Raw genomic sequence first — 18,383 nt, 5'->3', positions numbered from 1 at the left:
ACCGCCACGCGAACGATCCGAGTCACGACCATACGAACCCGAGCTGCCGCGGGAGTCACCGCGGGAATTGCCGCCCCAGGAGGGCGAGTCGCCGCGCGAGCCGCGCGACGTGGAGCCGCCACGGGCTCCGCCATAAGAATTGCCGCCGCTGGACCGGTCGTCTCCGGTCCGGCCTCGGGCGGCGTGGGAACCGCCACGGGGCGGTTCGCTGCCACGTTTCCTACGATCCGGTGTGCCATCTCGGCGAGCGGGTGTATTCACGTTGTCCTTGTTTCAGTCTTCGGTGCCGAGGTCGATATCCGCCTCGGCCGGTTTCTTCAGCCTGGTGTACCGGGGGTCGGTCTCCAAGCTCTCGTTGATCTCGTCGATCAGGTCGACGCCCGGGAGCAGCGGGGCCAATGGCGGCAGATCCGCCAGTGACGCAAGCCCGATCCGTTCCAGGAACAGCTCGGTGGTGATGTACAGAGTGCCGTTGGTCTCCGGGTCCGCTCCGGCCTCCGCGATCAGCCCCCGCGCCAGCAGGGTCCTGATCACGCCATCCACGTTCACGCCGCGCACCGCGCTCACGCGTGCTCGGGTAACCGGTTGACGGTACGCGATCACCGCCATGGTTTCCAAAGCCGCGCGAGTCAGTTTCGATCGTGCGCCGTCCAACAGCATACGTTCCACATAGGGAGCGAATTCCGTCCGCGTGTAGTAGCGCCAGCCGTCGCCGACGAACCTGAGATCCATGCCACTGCGCCGCGCGGTCAACTCCGCCGACATCTCCCGCAGCGCCGCCTCCACCCGGACCGGGTGATCCCGCAATGCCGAGGCCAGCAGTTCCGTCGGCGCGGGCGCGTCGACCACCAGCAACATGGCCTCCAGCGCGGACCGGAACTCCGGCTCCGACAGCTCGTCCTCGTCGTCGAACTCCTGCGGATCGACCGCCAGGACGGGTGGCGCGGGAGGCCCCTCGGACTCCGCAGGCGCGGCGACCCCGTCCGCGGGTGCCGTGACTTCGTCCGCGGGCACTGTGACCTCGTTCGCGGGCACTGTGACTTCGGCCTCGGCCGGTGTGATTTCGGCCGCTGTCCCGGGGATTTCGCCGTCCGGCGCGGACTCGGCGGTCTCGACGGCAGCCTCGGGCGCAGGTTCAGCCGCGGCCTCGGACTCGGTGGTATCCGGTCCGGCCGCGCAAGCCTTGGCTGCCGCGGCCGCTTCGGCGATGATCTGCTCGGCCAGGGTCGGCTGGGGTGCGGGCTGGCTGCCGGCGGGCTGGTCCTGCACGTCGTCATCCATGTTGTGCACCTCGGTCACCCGTAGTCCTCTTCAATCGTCACCGGTTGGGCGGGTTGGTCCTCGAGCTCGCCGATCCAGCTGACGGACAGCGGGCCCAGCGGGTCGGGCTGGTCGAACTCGATGGTCTTGCCGCGGTAGAGCTCGAGCAGCGCGAGGAAGCGGGCCACGATCTGGATCGGCAGCTCGCAGTCGGCGCAGAGTTCGTGGAAGGTCGTCCAACCGCCCGCGCCCGCGTTCTTGAGCATCTCCAGCACCAGCGCGGCCTGCTCGGCGATCGAGATGGCGTGGGCGTGGATGTGATCCAGTCCCACCCGCGGTCGCGGACGCGGCCGGAACACGGTGGCCGCGACCTCCGCGAATCCCGCGGCGTCCACCCCCAGCGTAACCTCGGGCAACAGCGCCAGATACCGCTCCTCCAGCGACACCGCGCGCGGATATCGTTGCAGCGCCGCCGCCTCCAGCTCGCCCAGCAACTCGGCGACCTGTTTGAACGCGCGGTACTGCAGCAGCCGCGCGAAGAGCAGGTCGCGCGCCTCCAGCAACTCCAGGTCTTCCACGTCGGACACCTCGCCCGAGGGCAGCAGCCGGGCCGCCTTCAGATCCAGCAGGGTGGCCGCGATGAGCAGGAATTCGGTGGTCTGGTCCAGGACCTTGTCCGCGCGCAGACCCTTCACCTCGGACAAGCGGGCGGTGAGGGCCTTGGTGTGGGCGATGAACTCGTCGGTCACCCTGTGCAGCGAGATCTCGGTGACGTCGAGGCGTCGCGAGCTGATCAGTTGCAGCAGCAGGTCGAAGGGGCCCTCGAAGTTGGCCAGCTTCAGATGGAATTTGCCCGCATTGTCCGAACTTTCGGATGCCACAGCGGCGGCAGACGGCGCGGCGGGCTCCACCACTGCACCGGATCCGGCGATATCGGACACGACCGACGAACCCGGCGCGGACGCACTCTCGGAGGTCTCGTCCGCACCCGCCCCGGCGATGTCCGCGACGACACCGGCCGGATCCTCGCCCGCCAGGTTCACATCCGCGACGTCCTCACCGGCAATGTCCTCACCAGCGCCGACGATGTCGCTCACTACCGGCGACCCGTCCCCGGGCATGCCGGTAGCCGCGTCCGCGGGGTCGTGGCCGGACGCCGAGTCGAGAGGATCGCTCAACGGCCCGACCGCTGGATGACTTCCCGGGCCATGGCCCGATAGGCTTCCGCGCCACCGGATTTCGGCGCCCACGTGGTGATGGGCTCACCCGCGACGCTGGCGTCAGGGAAGCGGACGGTCCGCGAGATCACGGTGTCGTACACGAGGTCGCCGAACACCTCGACCACGCGCGTCATGACCTGGCGCGAATGCAATAGGCGGGCATCGAACATGGTGACCACGATGCCGTACAGGGTCAGCGCCGGATTCAGCCGGTCCCGCACCTTCTCCACGGTGTCGTTGAGCAGGGCCAGTCCGCGCAGCGAGAAGTACTCGCACTCCATCGGAATGATGACGCCGTCGGCGCAGGCCAGAGCGTTCACGGTGAGCAGGCCCAGCGACGGCTGGCAGTCGATGAGGATGTAGTCGTAACGGTCGCGCAGCGGCGCCAGGGCGCGGCCCAGGGTCTGCTCGCGGCCGACCTCGTTGACGAGCTGGATCTCCGCGGCCGAGAGGTCGATATTGCTGGGCAGCAGATCCATGCCGTCGACCTTGGTGTTCATCAGCACGTCGTCGGGATTCACCTTGCCGGGCCCGACGAGCAGGTTGTGCACGGTCACGTTCAGATCGTGATGCGCCACACCGAGTCCCGCCGACAGCGCGCCCTGCGGGTCCAGATCCACCAGCAGCACCTTGCGCCCGTATTCCGCCAGCGCCGCACCGAGATTGATGGTCGAGGTGGTCTTGCCGACGCCGCCCTTCTGATTGCACATGGCGACGATCAGCGCGGGGCCGGTGTGGTCCGGTTCGGGCGGTTCGGGGATCTCGCGCAGCGGGCGTCCGGTGGGACCGACCTGCTTCGCGTCGTGCACCACATCGGGTGCCTCCCACAGGGTTTGCGCGGCGGTTTCGATCCGCTGGCCCGCACCACCGGTAGTCGTCACGTCCGCTGCTCCTTCGACGTTCCTGCCCTTGCCTCGCCCATCGGCCTGGAATGGACGACGCACCCGGCCGCGTGTGCGATCGGGTTCCTCCTAGACGCTACCGCCTGTTCGCGCGAGACCAACGTTCGGACACGCACCCTAAACCTGCACTTCAGACCCGGTACAGACGCCCGAGCCGGGCCGAGGACCGGTCCGAGACGTCTCGTTGCACTGTGGCACAGCAGGTTACGGGTTCAGGGTCATGTTCCGCGCCCGAAGCACCGGATAAACCGGAATCGGCGGATTTGGAGGATCTAGGTATGGCGCAACTGCGCCGTGAGCCCGGGCGGCGGAGTCCGTTCGAGGACAGCGCGCACAGGTGCCGGTTGGCGTTCCACGAGTGACGTCCCGCCGCCCGACCCGTGCGTGCCATGCACGCCCGGACCGCACAGGGTGCGGGAGAGCCCCGGAGCGACAATGTCTTTCGGGACCACGGTCTTTCGGGACCGTGCGGCACTCTCAGCGGGCGCGCGGGTGCGCGGTGGCCCAGACCTCGTGCAGCGTGCCGACCGTGACCAGGGTGTAGATCTGGGTGGTGGTCACCGAGGCGTGGCCCAATAGTTCCTGCACGACCCGGACGTCCGCGCCGCCGTCGAGCAGGTGGGTCGCGAACGAGTGGCGCAGGGTGTGCGGCGACACCTGCGCGGCGATGCCCGCGCGCTCGGCCGCGGATTGCAGGACCTGCCAAGCGGTCTGGCGGGACAGCCGGCCGCCGCGGTGGTTGAGGAACAGGGCGCTGTTGCCGCGGCCGCGCGCGGACAGCGCGGGGCGGCCCCGGACCAGGTAGTTGTCCAGGGCGGCCAGGGCGGGACGGCCGATCGGGACCATGCGCTGTTTGCCGCCCTTGCCGCGCAGCACGACCGCGCGTTCGGGGGTGTCGATGTCGTCCACGTCCAGGCCGACGATTTCGGAGATGCGCGCGCCCGTGGAGTACAGCAGTTCCAGCAGGGCCCGGTCCCGCAGCCCGCGGGGGCCGTCGGCGATATCACCGCCGGCCGCGTCGAGCAGCCGCGAGATCTGGTCGTAAGGAAGGGCTTTCGGCAGCCTGCGGGCGGGCGTCGGCGGTTTCACCGGATGCGCCACATCCGCGTCGGTGATCCCCTCCGCCGTCGCGAACCGGTGCAGCCCGCGCACCGCGACCAGCGCCCGCGACGCCGAGGACGCCGCCAGCGCGGGATGCTCGGCGTCGCCCGACCGCAGCGACACCATGTAGTCGGCTATGTCCGATTCGGCCACGCGCGCAAGCGTTTCCACTCCGCGCTCGGACAGGAAGTGCCGGTATCGCCCCAGATCGCGGCGGTAGGCGCTGAGCGTATTGCGCGCGGCGCCGCGCTCGACCGCCAAATGGTCGAGGTACGCGTCGATCTGCCGCTTCAGCACGGGTCACATCATTGCAGCAGCCACCGACGAACTTCCCCAGCCAAACCCCAGCAAACAGAACAAGTTTCCCAATCGGGATCTACTCCGCGTGCCCCCGCGCCTTGCGGTCCAGGAACGCGGTCGGCATGCCGGGCCACGGCGCGTCCGCGGGCCGGAGCACCGCCCCGGAGGCGCGAGCCGTCATCAGCGCGGTGACTCCGGCGACCGCGGTGGCATTGGTGATCTCCCCCGCCAGCGCGGCCTGCACGGCCTCCGCCAGGGGCATCCGCAGCAACTGGAGGTCGGCCTCCTCCATTTCCGGGTCGGGCCGGTCGGTTTCGTACAGCCCGGTGGCGAGATACACCCGCAGCGCCTCATCGGTGAACCCCGGCGACAGCGCCACATCCACCAGCACCGCCCATTCCCGCGCCGCCAGCCCCGTCTCCTCGGCCAGCTCCCGCTTGGCCGTCTCCAGCGGATCCTCGCCCTGCTCGTCCAGTAACCCGGCGGGCAGTTCCAGCAACCGCCGCCCGATCGGATGCCGATACTGATTGACCAGCACCAGATTCTCATCCTCGTCGAGCGCCACCACCGCGACCGCCGCGTGGTGCTCGATCACCTCCCGCTCGGCCACTTTCCCGCCGGGCATGACCACCTGGTCGAGCCGCAGCGCGAGAATCGCCCCCGAATACACGGTGCGACTGGACAGAACATCGAATTCGTGTGAACCGGGAACCGGACCGGAGGACGTCATCCCAGAACCGTAGCGCGAATCCCCGCCCCGCCCGGCCACACCCGACCCGCCACCCGCGCAGCCGTGGCCGACACCACGCCTGCTCTCGATCAGAGCGGACAGAGCCCGGAACGCGACACCGCCCGGGCGTCCTGGACGCTCGGGCGGTGTCGGGTGGCAAGCCGGCGGAGGGCTACTTGGAGACCTTCTCGCCTTCGGGTGCCGTGACCTCGGCCGGGATCTCGACCGGGAGCCGTTCGGCGGCCTTGTAATCCAGCGCCGCCGAGATGAGCGCCGCGAACAGCGGGTGCGGGCGGGTCGGGCGGGACTTGAGTTCCGGGTGCGCCTGGGTGGCGACCAGGAACGGGTGCTGGTTCTGCGGGTATTCCACGAACTCGACCAGGTGGCCGTTCGGGGAGGTGCCGCTGAACCTCAGGCCGCTCTTGGCGATCTTGTCGCGGTAGGTGTTGTTGACCTCGTAGCGGTGGCGGTGCCGCTCGGAGACCTCGGTCTCGCCGTAAGCCTGCGCGACCAGCGAATCCTTCTGCAGCACAGCCGGATACGCGCCCAGGCGCATGGTGCCGCCCAGGTCGGCCTCACCGGCCACGATCTGTTCCTGATCGGCCATGGTGGAGATGACGGGGAACTTGGTGTCGGGCTCGAACTCCGCCGAGTTGGCGTCCTTCATGCCCACCGAGCGCGCCGCCTCGATGACCACGCACTGCAGGCCCAGGCACAGGCCCAGCAGCGGAATCTTGTGCTCGCGGGCGAAGCGGATGGCGCCCACCTTGCCCTCGATGCCGCGGATGCCGAAGCCGCCGGGGATCAGGATGGCGTCGACATCGGCCAGGTGCGAGCGGGCGCCGGCCTCGGTCTCGCACTCGTCGGACTGCACCCAGCGGATGTTCACCTTGGCCCGCGAGGCGAAACCGCCCGCGCGCAGCGCCTCGGTGACCGACAGGTAGGCGTCCGGCAGGTCCACGTACTTGCCGACCAGTGCGACGGTGACCTCTTCGCGCGGGTTGTGCACGCGGTCCAGCAGATCGCCCCAGACCGTCCAGTCCACGTCGCGGAAGGGCAGCCCGAGCTTGCGGACCACGTACGCGTCCAAGCCCTCCCGGTGCAGCACCTTCGGAATGTCGTAGATCGACGGCGCGTCCGGCGTCGAGATGCAGGCGTCCACATCCACGTCGCACATGAGCGCGATCTTGTTCTTCAGCGGCTGCGGCACATCGCGGTCGCAGCGCAGGATCAGCGCGTCGGGCTGGATACCGATATTGCGCAGCGCCGCCACCGAGTGCTGGGTCGGCTTGGTCTTGAGCTCGCCCGACGGGCCCAGGTAGGGCACCAGCGTGACGTGCAGGAAGAAGCAGTTCTCGCGACCCACCTCGTGGCGGATCTGACGCGCCGCCTCGAGGAACGGCTGCGACTCGATATCGCCGACGGTGCCACCGATCTCGGTGATCACCACATCGGGCACCTGCCCGTGCAGATCGGGACCGGTCATCGCGAGGATGCGGCTCTTGATCTCGTCGGTGATGTGCGGGATCACCTGCACGGTGTCGCCGAGGTACTCGCCGCGACGCTCCTTGGCGATCACCTTCGAGTACACCTGGCCGGTGGTGACATTGGCGTCCCCGGACAGATCGCGGTCCAGGAACCGTTCGTAGTGACCGACGTCGAGGTCCGTCTCCGCGCCGTCCTCGGTCACGAACACCTCACCGTGCTGGAAGGGGTTCATGGTGCCGGGATCGACATTCAGGTACGGATCCAGCTTCTGCATCGTGACGCGCAGACCGCGCGACGTCAGCAGCTGACCGAGGCTGGAGGCGGTCAAACCCTTACCGAGTGAAGAGGCGACACCACCGCTGACGAAGATGTGTTTCGTGGCCGCGCGCGCCGGAATCCGTGAATTACCCACGGGTCTTCACGGTAACACGGATTGCGGAGGCTGATCGCATGCCACGCATGTTCGGTCGCCCGCGATCGACTCGGTTCCGCGTGTCGCGGGCAACCTTTCCGGTGCTCGGCGTCGGCTTTGTGTTCACCGCGGTCAGTGCGGCATGGCAGCGACTGTGAGCGAGGTCGCCTTCGCACCCGTGCCGTAACGACCGGTACCGCCGTTCAGCTGCTCGGTGAGCCCGAGCACGGTGGTGATCCGCCCGATCTCACGATCGGCGTTGTCGACGGTGGTGACGGCCGCCAGCCCGAGCTCGGAACGGGCCACCGCGATCGCGCCCGGCCCCTCGGCGGCCCCGTAGCGACCCGCCAGCACCACACCGGCGCTGTGGGACCGCAGCCCACCGGAGAATCGGGCGATGATGGTGCCCCGGTTGTTCTCCTCGGCCCGCGCACCGTCCCCGGTGACCACCACGGCCAGCTGGGCGGGCTGCACGTCCCCGACGGGGGTCAGGAAGCCGCCGCCGCGCAGCGTCTCCAGGACGAGGCCGCGCTCCTGCTGGGTGCCGCGCGGCTGCCCGCTCCCCGGATCGACCAGCAGCACCTGCCCGAGCAGATCGCCCGCGAGGCTGCCCTGATCGACCGCCTCGACCTTGAGCTGCGCGCCCGCGGGCACCATGTTCACCAGCGCCGTGCGCAGCCGATCGCCCTCGGAGGAGTCGGTGAAGGCACCGGAGAGTCCGACCCGCGCGGTGACCGCGGCCCCGGCGGTGGTGAGCGCCGCGCTGACCGCTTCGACGTCGCCGCTGTCGGCGTCGGGCGTGGTGAAGATCAGAACCGACCGATTGGCCAGAGCCCCGGTCAGGAGCTTGCCGGACGCGCCGGACAGGAAGGCGTCGGCCGCCTTCACCTGTTCGGTCAGCCGCCCGTTCTCGGCTCGCAGGTCGCCGACCTGCTGCCGGTCGCCGGAGAGCAACCCGTTGCCTTGCGCCCGGGTGCCCAGCACCACGCCCACCGCCAGGGCCAGGAATACCGCGGCGATCGAAATCGCGTGGTGGCGAAAAGAAATCATTCGGTCCTCTACCTTTGCCGGTCCAATAGCCGCTCCACCCAGTGCCATCCGCGATCCCAGGTGTCGGACATCCAGGTCACCGCTTCACCGCCCATGTGCGTGGCCAGCACCGCGACCACCAGGGCCACCAGCGCGGCCAGCACCACCAGCGCGATCGCCCAACCGGATCCCCGGTGCCGGTACAGCGAGGCCACGGCCTTGGCGTCCATGAGCTTGGTGCCCATCTTGAGACGGGTCAGGAAGGTCGCCGGATTGGAGTCGCGACGACCGCGGTCGAAGAAGTCGTCCAGCGAGGCCGCCGCGCCGACGGTCACGATCAGCGACGCGCCGTGGTGGTCGGCCAGCAGCAGCGCCAGATCCGAGGGCGCGCCCGAGGACGGGAAGGTGGTCGCGCCGATACCCAGATCCTGGATGCGCTCGAGCCCCTTGGCGTGGCCGTCGGTGTCGGCGGGCAGGATCACCTCCGCGCCGCACTTGAGCGTGGTGGCGGTGATCTCCTCCGGGTCGCCGACGATCAGGTCGGGGCGATACCCGTGGCGGGTCAGGGTGTCCGCACCGCGGCCCACACCGATCAGGATCGGGGCGTACTCCTTGATGAACGGCTTGATGCGCTTGAGGTCCTCGATGTGCTCGGGACCGTCGGCCACCACCACGACATGCCGCTTCTTCATCTCGACCTCGACATCGGGCACGCCGATGCCGTCGATGAGCAAGGAGGACTCGGTGCGAATGAACTCTATGGTGTTGCCGGAGAACGCTTCCAGGTGGTCGGCGAGCCCGTTGCGGGCCTCGATCATGCGCTCGGCGATAGTCGCCTCGGTGAGTTCGATGCCCTCCACGAGGGCCTCGGGCTCCTTCTTGGCGAGCTTGTCGGCGTAGACCACCGCGCCCTCGACGCGCACCTTGGTGCCGTCCTTGATCTTCTTGAACACGTCCGAGCTGACCGCGTCCAGCAACTGAATGCCGTTGGCCACCAGCACTTCCGGTCCCAGGTTCGGGTATCTCCCGGAGATCGAGGGCGAGGCGTTGACCACCACTGCGACCTGGGCCTCGACCAGGCGGTCGGCGGTGAGCCGGTCGAGGTCGCACTCGTCGAGGACGACCACATCCCCCGGACCCACGCGCTGCAGCAAACGCCTGGTATTGCGGTCCACCCGGGCCATCCCGGTCAGACCCGGCAGCGTTTCGGTATTGCGCGACAGCAGGCCCATCATCTTCATAGCGACCGATGATCACCCCAATCTCTCAACCACTGGTGGAGGCGCGCCGGTCAGCATCGTCATTTGATCGCCCGAATGTTGCTCGAGTCCCGGCGTCCGCAGGTTGTCCGGTTCGCGGCTATCTTCTTACCGGCCGGTAAGGATATGCTCCGAGCACCGGCACGAAAGGAGACAATGCCGTCATGGCCAGCACCACGGTCGACACCGTCATTCCCGCCCCCCGCGACGTCGTGTACAAACTCTTCTCCGAGCGCGACAGCCTCAATCCCTTTCTGCCCATCAAGATCTCGCTGAAGAAGCCGGGCATCGGCAGCCCGTCCGGCGTCGGCGCCCAGTACCAGCTCGGCATCGCCGGCATCGGCCCGACCGAGGAGACCACCGAGCTCGTCCCCGGTGAGCGCATGGTCTACCGCGTCATCGCGGGCGCCCCGGTCAAGCGGCACGTCGGCACCATCGCCTTCTCCGACGCGCCCGGCGGCACCCGGGTCGTCTACACCATGGAATCCGAGCCCAGCCTCCCGCTGCCGGCCCAGATCCTCGAGCCCGGCCTGCGCGCCCTCACCAACGCCCTCATCGGCGGCGTGCGCAAGGCCGTGAAGTAGGACCAGCGCGACCAACGCACGAAAAACCGGCCGGACCCTTCTCGGGTCTCGGCCGGTTTTCTGTTCGGGAACGCGTTATTCGCCCGAGGCTGCCGCGCCGACCTTCTCGGAGTGCGCGGTGGTGAGCAGCTCCCACGCGTGCGCGCGACCGGTCTCGGTGTCACCCATGCCCGCCAGCATGCGAGCCAGCTCCACGACGCGTTCGTCCTGGGTCAGCGCCTTCACGCCCGACTTCACGGCCTGGCCGTCATCGAGCTTGTCGACCACCAGGTGGGTGTCGGCGAAGGCGGCCACCTGCGGCAGGTGGGTCACCACGATGACCTGATGGGTGCGCGCCAGACGCGCCAGGCGACGCCCGATCTCGACCGCCGCGCGACCACCCACACCGGCGTCGACCTCGTCGAACACCATGGTGGTGCCGTGCTCGGAACTGGCCAGCACCACTTCCAGCGCCAGCATGATCCGCGAGAGCTCGCCGCCGGAAGCGCTGCGGCTCAACGGCAACGGATGCGCGCCGGAGTGCGCGGCCAGCCGGAACTCCACCTCGTCGACACCGGTCGATCCGGCGTGCAGTTCCTGACCGTCGATGACCAGCGGCGCCGAATCCTGCACGCCCGCCAGGATGGGACCGACGCCGACCTCGAGCCGTGCGCGGCCCATGGCCAGGCCGCCCAGTTCGGTGCTCACCGCACTGGCCAGCTTGCCGGCGGCCTTCCCGCGCGCGGCGGTCAGCTTGCGGGCGGTCTCGCGCACCTTCTCGGCGGCGGTCTCGACATCGGCGGCCAGTGCGGCCAGGGCTTCCTCGGACACGTCCAGCGAGGACAGCCGGGTGCGCGCCTCGTCGGCCCACTTGATGACGCCGTCGATATCGGGCGCGTACTTGCGGGTGAGCGTCTTCAGCTCGGCCTGCCGGGTCAGCATGGACTCCAGCGCGCCCGGATCCGACGGCAGATCCGACAGATAGGAGCTGAGCTCGGTGGTCAGGTCCACCACCACCGAAATCGCCTCGCCCAGACGGGGAGCCAGCGCCGTCAGCTTCGGGTCGTCGGAGGATTCGATGCGCGCACGGGCGGTGCCGAGCAGATCCAGCGCGCCCGCCGCCTCGCCCGGAGAATCCGCCGGACCCGCCAGCGCGTCGTGAGCGATGGAACCGGCCTCGCGCAGCGAGTCCAGATCCGAGAGCCGCCGCACCTCGCCGACGAGATGCTCGTCCTCACCGGGTTCGGGTGCGATGGCGTCGATCTCGGCCAGTGACTGGGTCAGATGATCGGCTTCCAGCGCCAGCTCCCGGCTGCGCGCCGTGCGCTCGAGCAGCTGATTGCGCTTGTCCAGCCAGGCCTTTCGCGCCTTCTGGTACTTGGCCAGCAGCGGGGCCACCGCATCGGAGGCGAACTGGTCCAGCGCGTGCAACTGCTGGTCCGGGCGCTGCAAGCGCAGCTGGTCGTTCTGACCGTGCACGGTCAGCAGCGGACCGGTGAAATCCGAGAGCACCGAGGCGGGTACGGACCGGCCGCCCAGGTGGGCACGGGAACGGCCATCGCTGCCGACGGTGCGAACGGCGATGATGCTGCCGTCGTCATCGCGTTCGGCCCCGGTGGATTCCAGCACCTCCTCCACCTCGCCGATGGCGCCGTCGTGCACCTCGTCGACGGTGAAACGCCCCTCCACCACGGCTCGCGACGCGCCCAGGCGTACCCGGCCCGCGTCGGCGCGGGCGCCGCTGAGCAAATGCAGGCTCGTCACCACCATCGTCTTGCCCGCACCGGTCTCACCCGTCAAAACGGTCAGACCTTCGTGGAATTGTGCGGTGGCGGTGGAAATTACGCCCAGCCCGTCAATCCTGATCTCTGTCAGCACTTGTGCTCTCCGTCCGCTGTCGGCCTCTCCAGCCTGTCACCGGCAACTGGAATTTGCGCACCATCCGATCGGCGAACGGCGCGGAATCGAGCCGAACCCACCGCACCGGTTCGGTCCCGCGGACCGTCTCGACCCGGCCGCCCCGCGGCAGTGCGAGGGTGCGTCGGCCGTCGAGAAAAACAATCGCGTCGTGTCCGGTCGCCACCGTTTCCACCGCGATCAGCGAATCCGGGCTGGTCACCAGGGGTCGCGCGAACAGGGCGTGGGCATTGGACGGAATCACCAGCAGCGCTTCGAGTTCCGGCCACACCACCGGACCGCCGGCCGAGAAGGCGTAGGCGGTGGACCCGGTCGGGGTGGCGATGAGCACACCGTCGCAGCCGAACGCCGACACCGGGCGGCCGTCGACCTCGAGGACCACTTCGAGCACGCCCATGCGGGCCGCGTTCTCGATGCTGGCCTCATTCAGCGCCCAGCCGCGTTCCACCACCGTATCGTCGACCCGCACGGAGACGTCGATGGTCATCCGTTCCTCGACGGTGTAGTCGCGCCGCACCACCTGCGAGAGCGCCTCGTCGAGGTGTTCGGCCTCGGCTTCGGTGAGAAAACCGATGCGGCCCAGGTTGATTCCGAGCACCGGTACCGATGCGGCGCGCGCGAGTTCGGCCGCGCGCAGGAAGGTGCCGTCGCCGCCTAGCGCGAGCACCATCTCGGTGCCGACCGCGGCGACCAGGTCGTGCGTCATCACCCGCATCGGGTAGCCGTTGGAGGTGCCGTCGTCGTCGAGGTCGAAGCGGGTGCTGTAGGCCTCGTCCTCGAGCACCCGCAGCCCGATCCCGGCCCCGCACAGGATCTTCGCGACCCGGTGCGCGGTATCGGTGATCTCCGGGCGTCCCGGATGCGCGACCAGCAGCACTTCCCTGGCCGGGCTCGCCGCGTTCACTGTGGACCCTCCTGCACCGCACGCTCGATCAGCGCCGCCACACGCGCCGCCTCGTCAGCATCGTAGGCGGCCGCACCGACGTCCGCGGCGTCGCCGGTCGCCACCGGTTCGGCCGCATCCGGCTCGACCGGCGCGGACTCCTTGCGCAGCCACAGGAAATACTCGACGTTCCCGGACGGACCGGGCAGCGGGCTGGCCGTCACGCCGCGCGTGCGCAGCCCGAGGGCCGCTGCCGCGGCGGCGACTTCGCGCACCACCTCGGCGCGCAACGCCGGATCCCGCACCACGCCACCGGAACCCACCCGTTCCTTACCCACCTCGAACTGCGGCTTCACCATCGGCAGCAGATCCGCGCCCGGCGCGCAGCAGGCGGCCAGCGCGGGCAGCACCAGCCCCAGCGAGATGAACGACAGGTCCGCGACCACCAGATCGACGGTGCCGCCGATGAGTTCGGGCGTCAGCGCCCGCACATTGGTGCGATCGTGCACCCGGACGCGGTCGTCGTTCTGCAACCGCCAGATCAGCTGGCCGTAGCCGACATCGGCGGCCACCACCTCTTTCGCGCCCTTCGACAGCAGCACGTCGGTGAAACCACCCGTGGACGCGCCCGCGTCCAGACAGCGCTTGCCGTCCACCGATACGCCCTGCGGCTCGAACGCCTCGAGCGCGCCCAGCAACTTGTGCGCACCCCGCGAGGCCCACTGCACCTCGTCGGGCTGCTCCCGCACCAGCAGCGGGGTGCTCGTTTCGACTCCGGTCGCCGGTTTGGTGGCGACCGACCCATTGATCAGGACGCGGCCCGCGTTGATCAGCTCGACCGCGTGTTCCCGCGACCGCGCCAATCCGCGGCGAACCAGTTCCGCGTCCACCCGCGCGCGCCTGGCCACCTCAGATCTTGTCCACCGTGGCCAGCGCCTGCACCAGCACCTCGTGCGCCTGTTCCAGAATCTTGGCCCGGCGCACGATGTCGGTGCCCTCCGAGTGCACGCTCGGCGCGCCTGGAAAGCCCGGATTCGGCGCGCCCGCCGACAATTCGGCCAGCAGCGCGTCCACCTCGGTCCGGACCCGATCCGGGTCGGCGAACTCCTGATTCGCGCCCGCCAGATGCTGTCCCGGCAGCGGCGCGCCCGGGCGGGGACCCGGCATGCCGGGGTGCGCTCCGGGCGTGCCGGGGTGTTGTCCCGGCGCGGGAATCGGCGGTCGAGGCGTGGGCATAGTCATCGTGGCGATAACGCTACCCGAACCCGCATTCGAACACACGTACCCCGCCGCATCCCGATCCGCCCGCCGACCGGGGTGGCCGCGCCGACCACCGTCGGGGACGGCTGACAGGATCAGGCGAATGGACAGCGACTTCGAGGAACTGATCGCCGAGGCCGACACGGCCCCGGTGGACGGATGGGATTTCTCCTGGCTCGACGGGCGCGCCACCGAACAGCGGCCCTCCTGGGGATACCAGCGGCAGCTGGCGGTCGCGCGGGCCGCCCTCGGTATCCAGACGGGCGGCGGCGAGCTGCTCGCCGAGGCCGCCGTCTTACCGCCGACCATGGTCGCCACCGAATCGTGGCCGCCCAATCTGGCCAACGCGACCAAGCTGCCCCATCCGCGCGGCGCGGTGGTGGTCGCCGACCGGGACGAGCCGCCCCTGCTGGTCGCGGACGGGGCTTCGATGCGTATTCGGCATGCACCTTGTTCGAGGAGCGAAACCCGTTGTGAGGCTTTATATTTCGCGGCGTGCTAGACAGACCGGATGGTGATCGCGCGGCCGGGCGCCTTGGCCAGGCAGTCGGCGATCGCCTCGGCGATATCGCCCTCCCCCGGCACCACCGGGTCGAGGTCGGCCACCGGATGGTTCAGGGCGTGCAGGGATTCGGCGATATAGGTCGGCATGCGATCGGCGGGCTGGGTGCGCAGATCCTCGAGCGTGCTCACGCCCGTGAGGACCATGAACGACTCCAGCCCGGTGGTGTGCGCGCCGTCGATGTCGGTATCGAGGCGATCGCCGACCACCAGCGCGGCACGGGTGCCCGCGCGTTCCAGCGCGTCCTCCATCAAAGGCGCGTACGGCTTGCCCGCCACGATCGGCTCCAGCCCCGACGCGTGCCGCAATGCCGCCACCATGGACCCGTTGCCCGGCGCCAAACCGCGTTCGGTGGGCAGTGTGGCATCGGTGTTGGCGGCCACCCACAGTGCGCCCTGACGCAGCGCATAGGCGGCCTCGGCCAGATCCGGCCAGCCGGTCTGCGGCGAATGGCCCTGCACCACCGCACTGGGCAATGCGCCGTCGAAGCGACGGATCGCCTGCAGGCCCACGTTCTCCACCTCCGATATGAGGTCATCGGTGCCGACCACGAGCACGGTGGACCCCGGCGGGATCCGCTGCGCCAGCAGCCGCACGGCCGCCTGCGCGCTGGTCACCACCGCGTCCTCATGGGCATCGAAACCGAGGTCGCGCAGATGGAGCGCCACCGCGTCCGCCGAGCGGCTCGCATTGTTGGTGACATACATCAGCCGCTGCGCGGACGCGCCCGCCGACAGCGCTTCCGGCGCACCGGGAATCCGCTCGTGGCCGCGGAACAGCGTTCCGTCCAGATCCAGTAGCAAGGCCTCGAACCGGTCCCGCAATCGCATTACGCCGTCCCTCTCACTGTGCACAGAAACAGAAACGACCGTGCGGCTGCGCTGTGGCGCTGCCGCACGGTCGAGTTCATTGCCGGTCCTAGTTCTCGGAGCCCTCGGCGGGCTTCGCCGACTTCTCCGGTCCATCGTCTTCGGAATCCCGCTCCGCCGCAGCCGAATCCGATTCGTCCTCGGCGTCCTCGTCCTCGTCTTCGCCGTCTTCGGCGTCCTCGTCGAAGGCCGCGGTCCAGTCCGCGCCGTCGGCGTCACCGTCGCCGGAGAGTTCGGCGGCGCGTTCCTCGGCGTCGGTCTCGCCGTCGTGGTCCGCGGAGGCCGCGTTCATGAACCAGGTCAGCGCCTCGTCCTCGCGACCGGCGGCCAGCAGCGCCTCGGCGTAGGCGTAGAACAGCCGCGCCGCGGCCGAACCCGAGCGCGCGGGATCCAGCTCCGCGGTCTGCAGCGTCACCACGGCCTGGTCGAACTGACCCAGGTCCATGCGCGCGCCCGCCACCACGATGCGCAGCTCGGTCGCCTCGTCGCCCTGCAGGGCGCGGGCCTCGTCACTGCGGCCCAGCTCAATGGCACGCTCCGGACGGCCCAGGCCGCGTTCGCAATCCGCCATGACAGCCAGCAGGCCCGAACCACCCGACATGCGACGCGCGGTCCGCAGCTCCGAGAGCGCCTCGGCCCACTCACCCGCGTGATAGGCCGCCACACCGGCGGTCTCGCGCACCACGGCGATCCGGCCGGCCCGCTGCCGCGCCGCCCGCGCGTGCTCGAGCGCCAGCTCCGGATCCTCGTCCAGCAGCTGCGCCACCATCACCAGGTGCCGGGCCACCGTCTCGGCATTGCTCTTGTCCAGGCTCAGCAGATCGCGCCGCACCGCGGGCTCGAGATCGGAGGGCTGCACGTCGTCCGCCAGACCCGGCTCGTCGGGACGACCCGACCGCCGCTCGCCCGGTCGGCCGCCACCCGCCCGCGCACCTTCGCCGCCCCGGCGACGGTCCTCACCGCGATCGAGCGACCGCTCGCCCGAACCGTTCCCGGCCCGCTCGAAATCCTTGTCCTCGCGGGCGGTCTCACCGCCGGTCGCGTCGACATCGCCGCGCGCGAAGCTCTTCTTCTCCTCGCGCGGACCACGATCGCGATCGAATCCCCGTCCGCCACCACGGTTCTCGCCGCCGCGGTTGAACCCGCCCTCACGACGATCCCCGCGGTCACCACGGTCGAATCCGCCTTCACGACGCTCGCCACGGTTGAAGCCGCCTTCACGACGGTCACCACCGCCACGGCTGAAACCGCCCTCACGACGGTCACTGCCACCACGATTGAAGCCACCCTCACGACGATCGCCACCGCGATCGAAACCGCCCTCGCGACGATCGCCACCGCCGCGGTTGAAGCCACCTTCGCGGCGCTCCCCGCCACGGTTGAAACCGCCTTCACGACGATCGCTGCCGCCACCACGGTTGAAGCCGCCTTCGCGACGGTCACCGCCACCGCCGCGGTTGAATCCGCCTTCGCGGCGCTCCCCACCACGATCGAAACCGCCTTCACGACGGTCACCACCGCGATCGAAACCACCCTCGCGACGATCGCTGCCGCCACCACGGTTGAAGCCGCCCTCGCGACGTTCGCCACGGTCGTAACCGCCTTCACGACGATCCCCGCCGCGGTTGAACCCACCCTCGCGGCGCTCCCCACCACGGTTGAAGCCACCTTCGCGACGGTCACCACCGCCACGGCTGAATCCGCCTTCGCGGCGCTCCCCACCACGATCGAAACCGCCTTCGCGACGGTCACCACCGCCACGGCTGAATCCGCCTTCGCGGCGCTCGCCACCACGGTTGAAACCGCCCTCACGGCGGTCACCGCGGTCCCGGTTGAAACCACCGTCGCGGTCGCCGCGGGTGTAACCGCCCCGGCTTCCGCCGTCACGATCGGAACTGGTCCGGCTCTCGCCCCGATAGCCGCCGCGATCGCGGTCGCCCTCGGAGCGGTTGAAGCCGCCGCGTTCATTGTCCTTGCCGCGGTTGAAGCCGCCGCCACCGCCGCGGTTGAAGCCGCCCTCGCGGCTGCCGCCGCCCTCGCGACGCGGACCACCGCCGTACGACGGCCGGCCCTGGTCGCGGCGTCCGCCATCCTCGCGTCGACCGTAGCCGCCCTGTCCGGATCCACCGTCATTGCGGCGGAAAGGTTTGCGGCCGTCGTTCTGCTCCGCCACGGTGATCCCTCTCTGTACTTTGTAGCCTGCGGTACCCGGCCACGGCGCTGGAGAGCGCGTGAGGAGGGCGGGTGGGCGATCCACCTACCCCAAATTCAATCACGTGCCCTCGAGCTGCTGCGCAGCACAGGGTGGTAAACGCCGAAAGGGGACCCAAGATTGGGTCCCCTTTCGCGAAGGATGTTCCGGCGGTGTCCTACTCTCCCACACCCTGTCGAGTGCAGTACCATCGGCGCAGGTGGCCTTAGCTTCCGGGTTCGGAATGGGACCGGGCGTTTCCCCACCGCTATAGCCGCCGTAACTCTATGAAACTGTCACACAGAGAGCCAGTCCCTGCACCCGCGAACGGGATTCGGTTCTGTCTTCTCAGTGATCTGTGTGTTGTTTCAGATACTGCACAGTGGACGCGTAGCTTCTTTGTTGGTAAGTCCTCGGCCTATTAGTACCAGTCACCT

The 18,383-nt window shown here is 69.3% G+C and carries 16 protein-coding genes, 1 rRNA gene and 1 pseudogene; 3 read left to right on the top strand and 15 right to left on the bottom strand.

Annotated elements, in window-relative coordinates:
• Positions 1 to 273 precede the first annotated feature (273 nt).
• The 8 genes from scpB to steA all read right to left on the bottom strand — a co-directional run bounded on the left by scpB (position 274) and on the right by steA (position 9,683).
• Positions 274 to 933 carry an SMC-Scp complex subunit ScpB gene (gene scpB, locus ACFV4K_RS03280; RefSeq protein ID WP_379271791.1) on the bottom strand — a complete coding sequence of 220 codons (660 nt, stop codon included), beginning with the start codon at positions 931 to 933 and terminating at the stop codon, positions 274 to 276.
• A gap of 362 nt (positions 934 to 1,295) precedes the next feature.
• Positions 1,296 to 2,141, bottom strand: a complete 846-nt coding sequence (locus ACFV4K_RS03275; RefSeq protein WP_379271790.1) for a segregation and condensation protein A — start codon at positions 2,139 to 2,141, stop codon at positions 1,296 to 1,298.
• Between the two features lie 293 nt (positions 2,142 to 2,434).
• A complete protein-coding gene (locus ACFV4K_RS03270) occupies positions 2,435 to 3,331 on the bottom strand; it encodes a ParA family protein (RefSeq protein WP_357095788.1) in 897 nt (298 codons plus the stop codon).
• A 528-nt stretch (positions 3,332 to 3,859) separates the two neighbouring features.
• Positions 3,860 to 4,780: a site-specific tyrosine recombinase XerD gene (gene xerD, locus ACFV4K_RS03265; protein WP_379271707.1), complete on the bottom strand. Its 921-nt coding sequence runs from the start codon at positions 4,778 to 4,780 to the stop codon at positions 3,860 to 3,862.
• 79 nt (positions 4,781 to 4,859) lie between these two features.
• Positions 4,860 to 5,513, bottom strand: coding sequence for an NUDIX domain-containing protein (locus ACFV4K_RS03260; RefSeq protein ID WP_379271705.1), 654 nt, complete (start codon positions 5,511 to 5,513; stop codon positions 4,860 to 4,862).
• A 172-nt stretch (positions 5,514 to 5,685) separates the two neighbouring features.
• Positions 5,686 to 7,413, bottom strand: coding sequence for a CTP synthase (locus ACFV4K_RS03255; RefSeq protein ID WP_379271703.1), 1,728 nt, complete (start codon positions 7,411 to 7,413; stop codon positions 5,686 to 5,688).
• Between the two features lie 132 nt (positions 7,414 to 7,545).
• On the bottom strand, positions 7,546 to 8,463 hold the full coding sequence (locus ACFV4K_RS03250) for a copper transporter (protein ID WP_379271702.1): 918 nt from the start codon (positions 8,461 to 8,463) through the stop codon (positions 7,546 to 7,548).
• Between the two features lie 8 nt (positions 8,464 to 8,471).
• Positions 8,472 to 9,683 (bottom strand): putative cytokinetic ring protein SteA, encoded by a 1,212-nt coding sequence (steA, locus tag ACFV4K_RS03245; protein WP_379271700.1) that lies wholly within the window; start codon positions 9,681 to 9,683, stop codon positions 8,472 to 8,474.
• A 182-nt stretch (positions 9,684 to 9,865) separates the two neighbouring features.
• Here steA and ACFV4K_RS03240 point away from each other — a divergent pair, with 182 nt between their 5' ends.
• Entirely contained in the window at positions 9,866 to 10,285 is a 420-nt protein-coding gene (locus tag ACFV4K_RS03240; RefSeq protein ID WP_357287026.1) for an SRPBCC family protein, read from the top strand.
• A gap of 75 nt (positions 10,286 to 10,360) precedes the next feature.
• Here the strand turns inward: ACFV4K_RS03240 and recN are convergent, their stop codons facing one another.
• The 4 genes from recN to ACFV4K_RS03220 are packed head-to-tail and all read right to left on the bottom strand — an operon-like array spanning position 10,361 to position 14,306.
• Complete coding sequence (gene recN, locus ACFV4K_RS03235) at positions 10,361 to 12,142, bottom strand: DNA repair protein RecN (RefSeq protein ID WP_379271698.1); 1,782 nt, start codon at positions 12,140 to 12,142, stop codon at positions 10,361 to 10,363.
• Positions 12,120 to 13,085 (bottom strand): NAD kinase, encoded by a 966-nt coding sequence (locus ACFV4K_RS03230; RefSeq protein WP_379271696.1) that lies wholly within the window; start codon positions 13,083 to 13,085, stop codon positions 12,120 to 12,122. Before ACFV4K_RS03230 ends, recN begins: the two co-directional genes overlap by 23 nt.
• Complete coding sequence (locus ACFV4K_RS03225) at positions 13,082 to 13,972, bottom strand: TlyA family RNA methyltransferase (RefSeq protein ID WP_379271694.1); 891 nt, start codon at positions 13,970 to 13,972, stop codon at positions 13,082 to 13,084. The genes ACFV4K_RS03230 and ACFV4K_RS03225 overlap by 4 nt, the downstream gene beginning before the upstream one ends.
• A gap of 1 nt (position 13,973) precedes the next feature.
• Positions 13,974 to 14,306 (bottom strand): hypothetical protein, encoded by a 333-nt coding sequence (locus ACFV4K_RS03220; protein ID WP_379271692.1) that lies wholly within the window; start codon positions 14,304 to 14,306, stop codon positions 13,974 to 13,976.
• Between the two features lie 121 nt (positions 14,307 to 14,427).
• On the opposite strand from ACFV4K_RS03220, the pseudogene ACFV4K_RS03215 reads away from it, so the two are divergent.
• Positions 14,428 to 14,751: pseudogene (locus ACFV4K_RS03215) on the top strand (SAM-dependent methyltransferase); the annotation flags it as partial.
• A 71-nt stretch (positions 14,752 to 14,822) separates the two neighbouring features.
• Here the strand turns inward: ACFV4K_RS03215 and ACFV4K_RS03210 are convergent.
• Entirely contained in the window at positions 14,823 to 15,716 is an 894-nt protein-coding gene (locus tag ACFV4K_RS03210; RefSeq protein WP_379271691.1) for an HAD-IIA family hydrolase, read from the bottom strand.
• 88 nt (positions 15,717 to 15,804) lie between these two features.
• Positions 15,805 to 16,587, bottom strand: a complete 783-nt coding sequence (locus tag ACFV4K_RS03205; RefSeq protein ID WP_379271689.1) for a hypothetical protein — start codon at positions 16,585 to 16,587, stop codon at positions 15,805 to 15,807.
• Between ACFV4K_RS03205 and ACFV4K_RS03200 the strand changes: the two genes are divergently transcribed.
• Positions 16,531 to 18,066 carry a hypothetical protein gene (locus ACFV4K_RS03200; RefSeq protein ID WP_379271688.1) on the top strand — a complete coding sequence of 512 codons (1,536 nt, stop codon included), beginning with the start codon at positions 16,531 to 16,533 and terminating at the stop codon, positions 18,064 to 18,066. The genes ACFV4K_RS03205 and ACFV4K_RS03200 overlap by 57 nt on opposite strands.
• A 45-nt stretch (positions 18,067 to 18,111) precedes the next feature.
• On the opposite strand, the gene rrf is transcribed toward ACFV4K_RS03200, so the two are convergent.
• Positions 18,112 to 18,228 (bottom strand): 5S ribosomal RNA (gene rrf, locus ACFV4K_RS03195).
• Positions 18,229 to 18,383 lie beyond the last annotated feature (155 nt).

The sequence above is a fragment of the Nocardia sp. NPDC059764 genome, assembly GCF_042732555.1.
Classification (GTDB): domain Bacteria; phylum Actinomycetota; class Actinomycetes; order Mycobacteriales; family Mycobacteriaceae; genus Nocardia.
The sequence above is the reverse complement of the archived record's forward strand: the minus strand, read 5'-3'. Positions and strand labels throughout refer to the sequence as shown.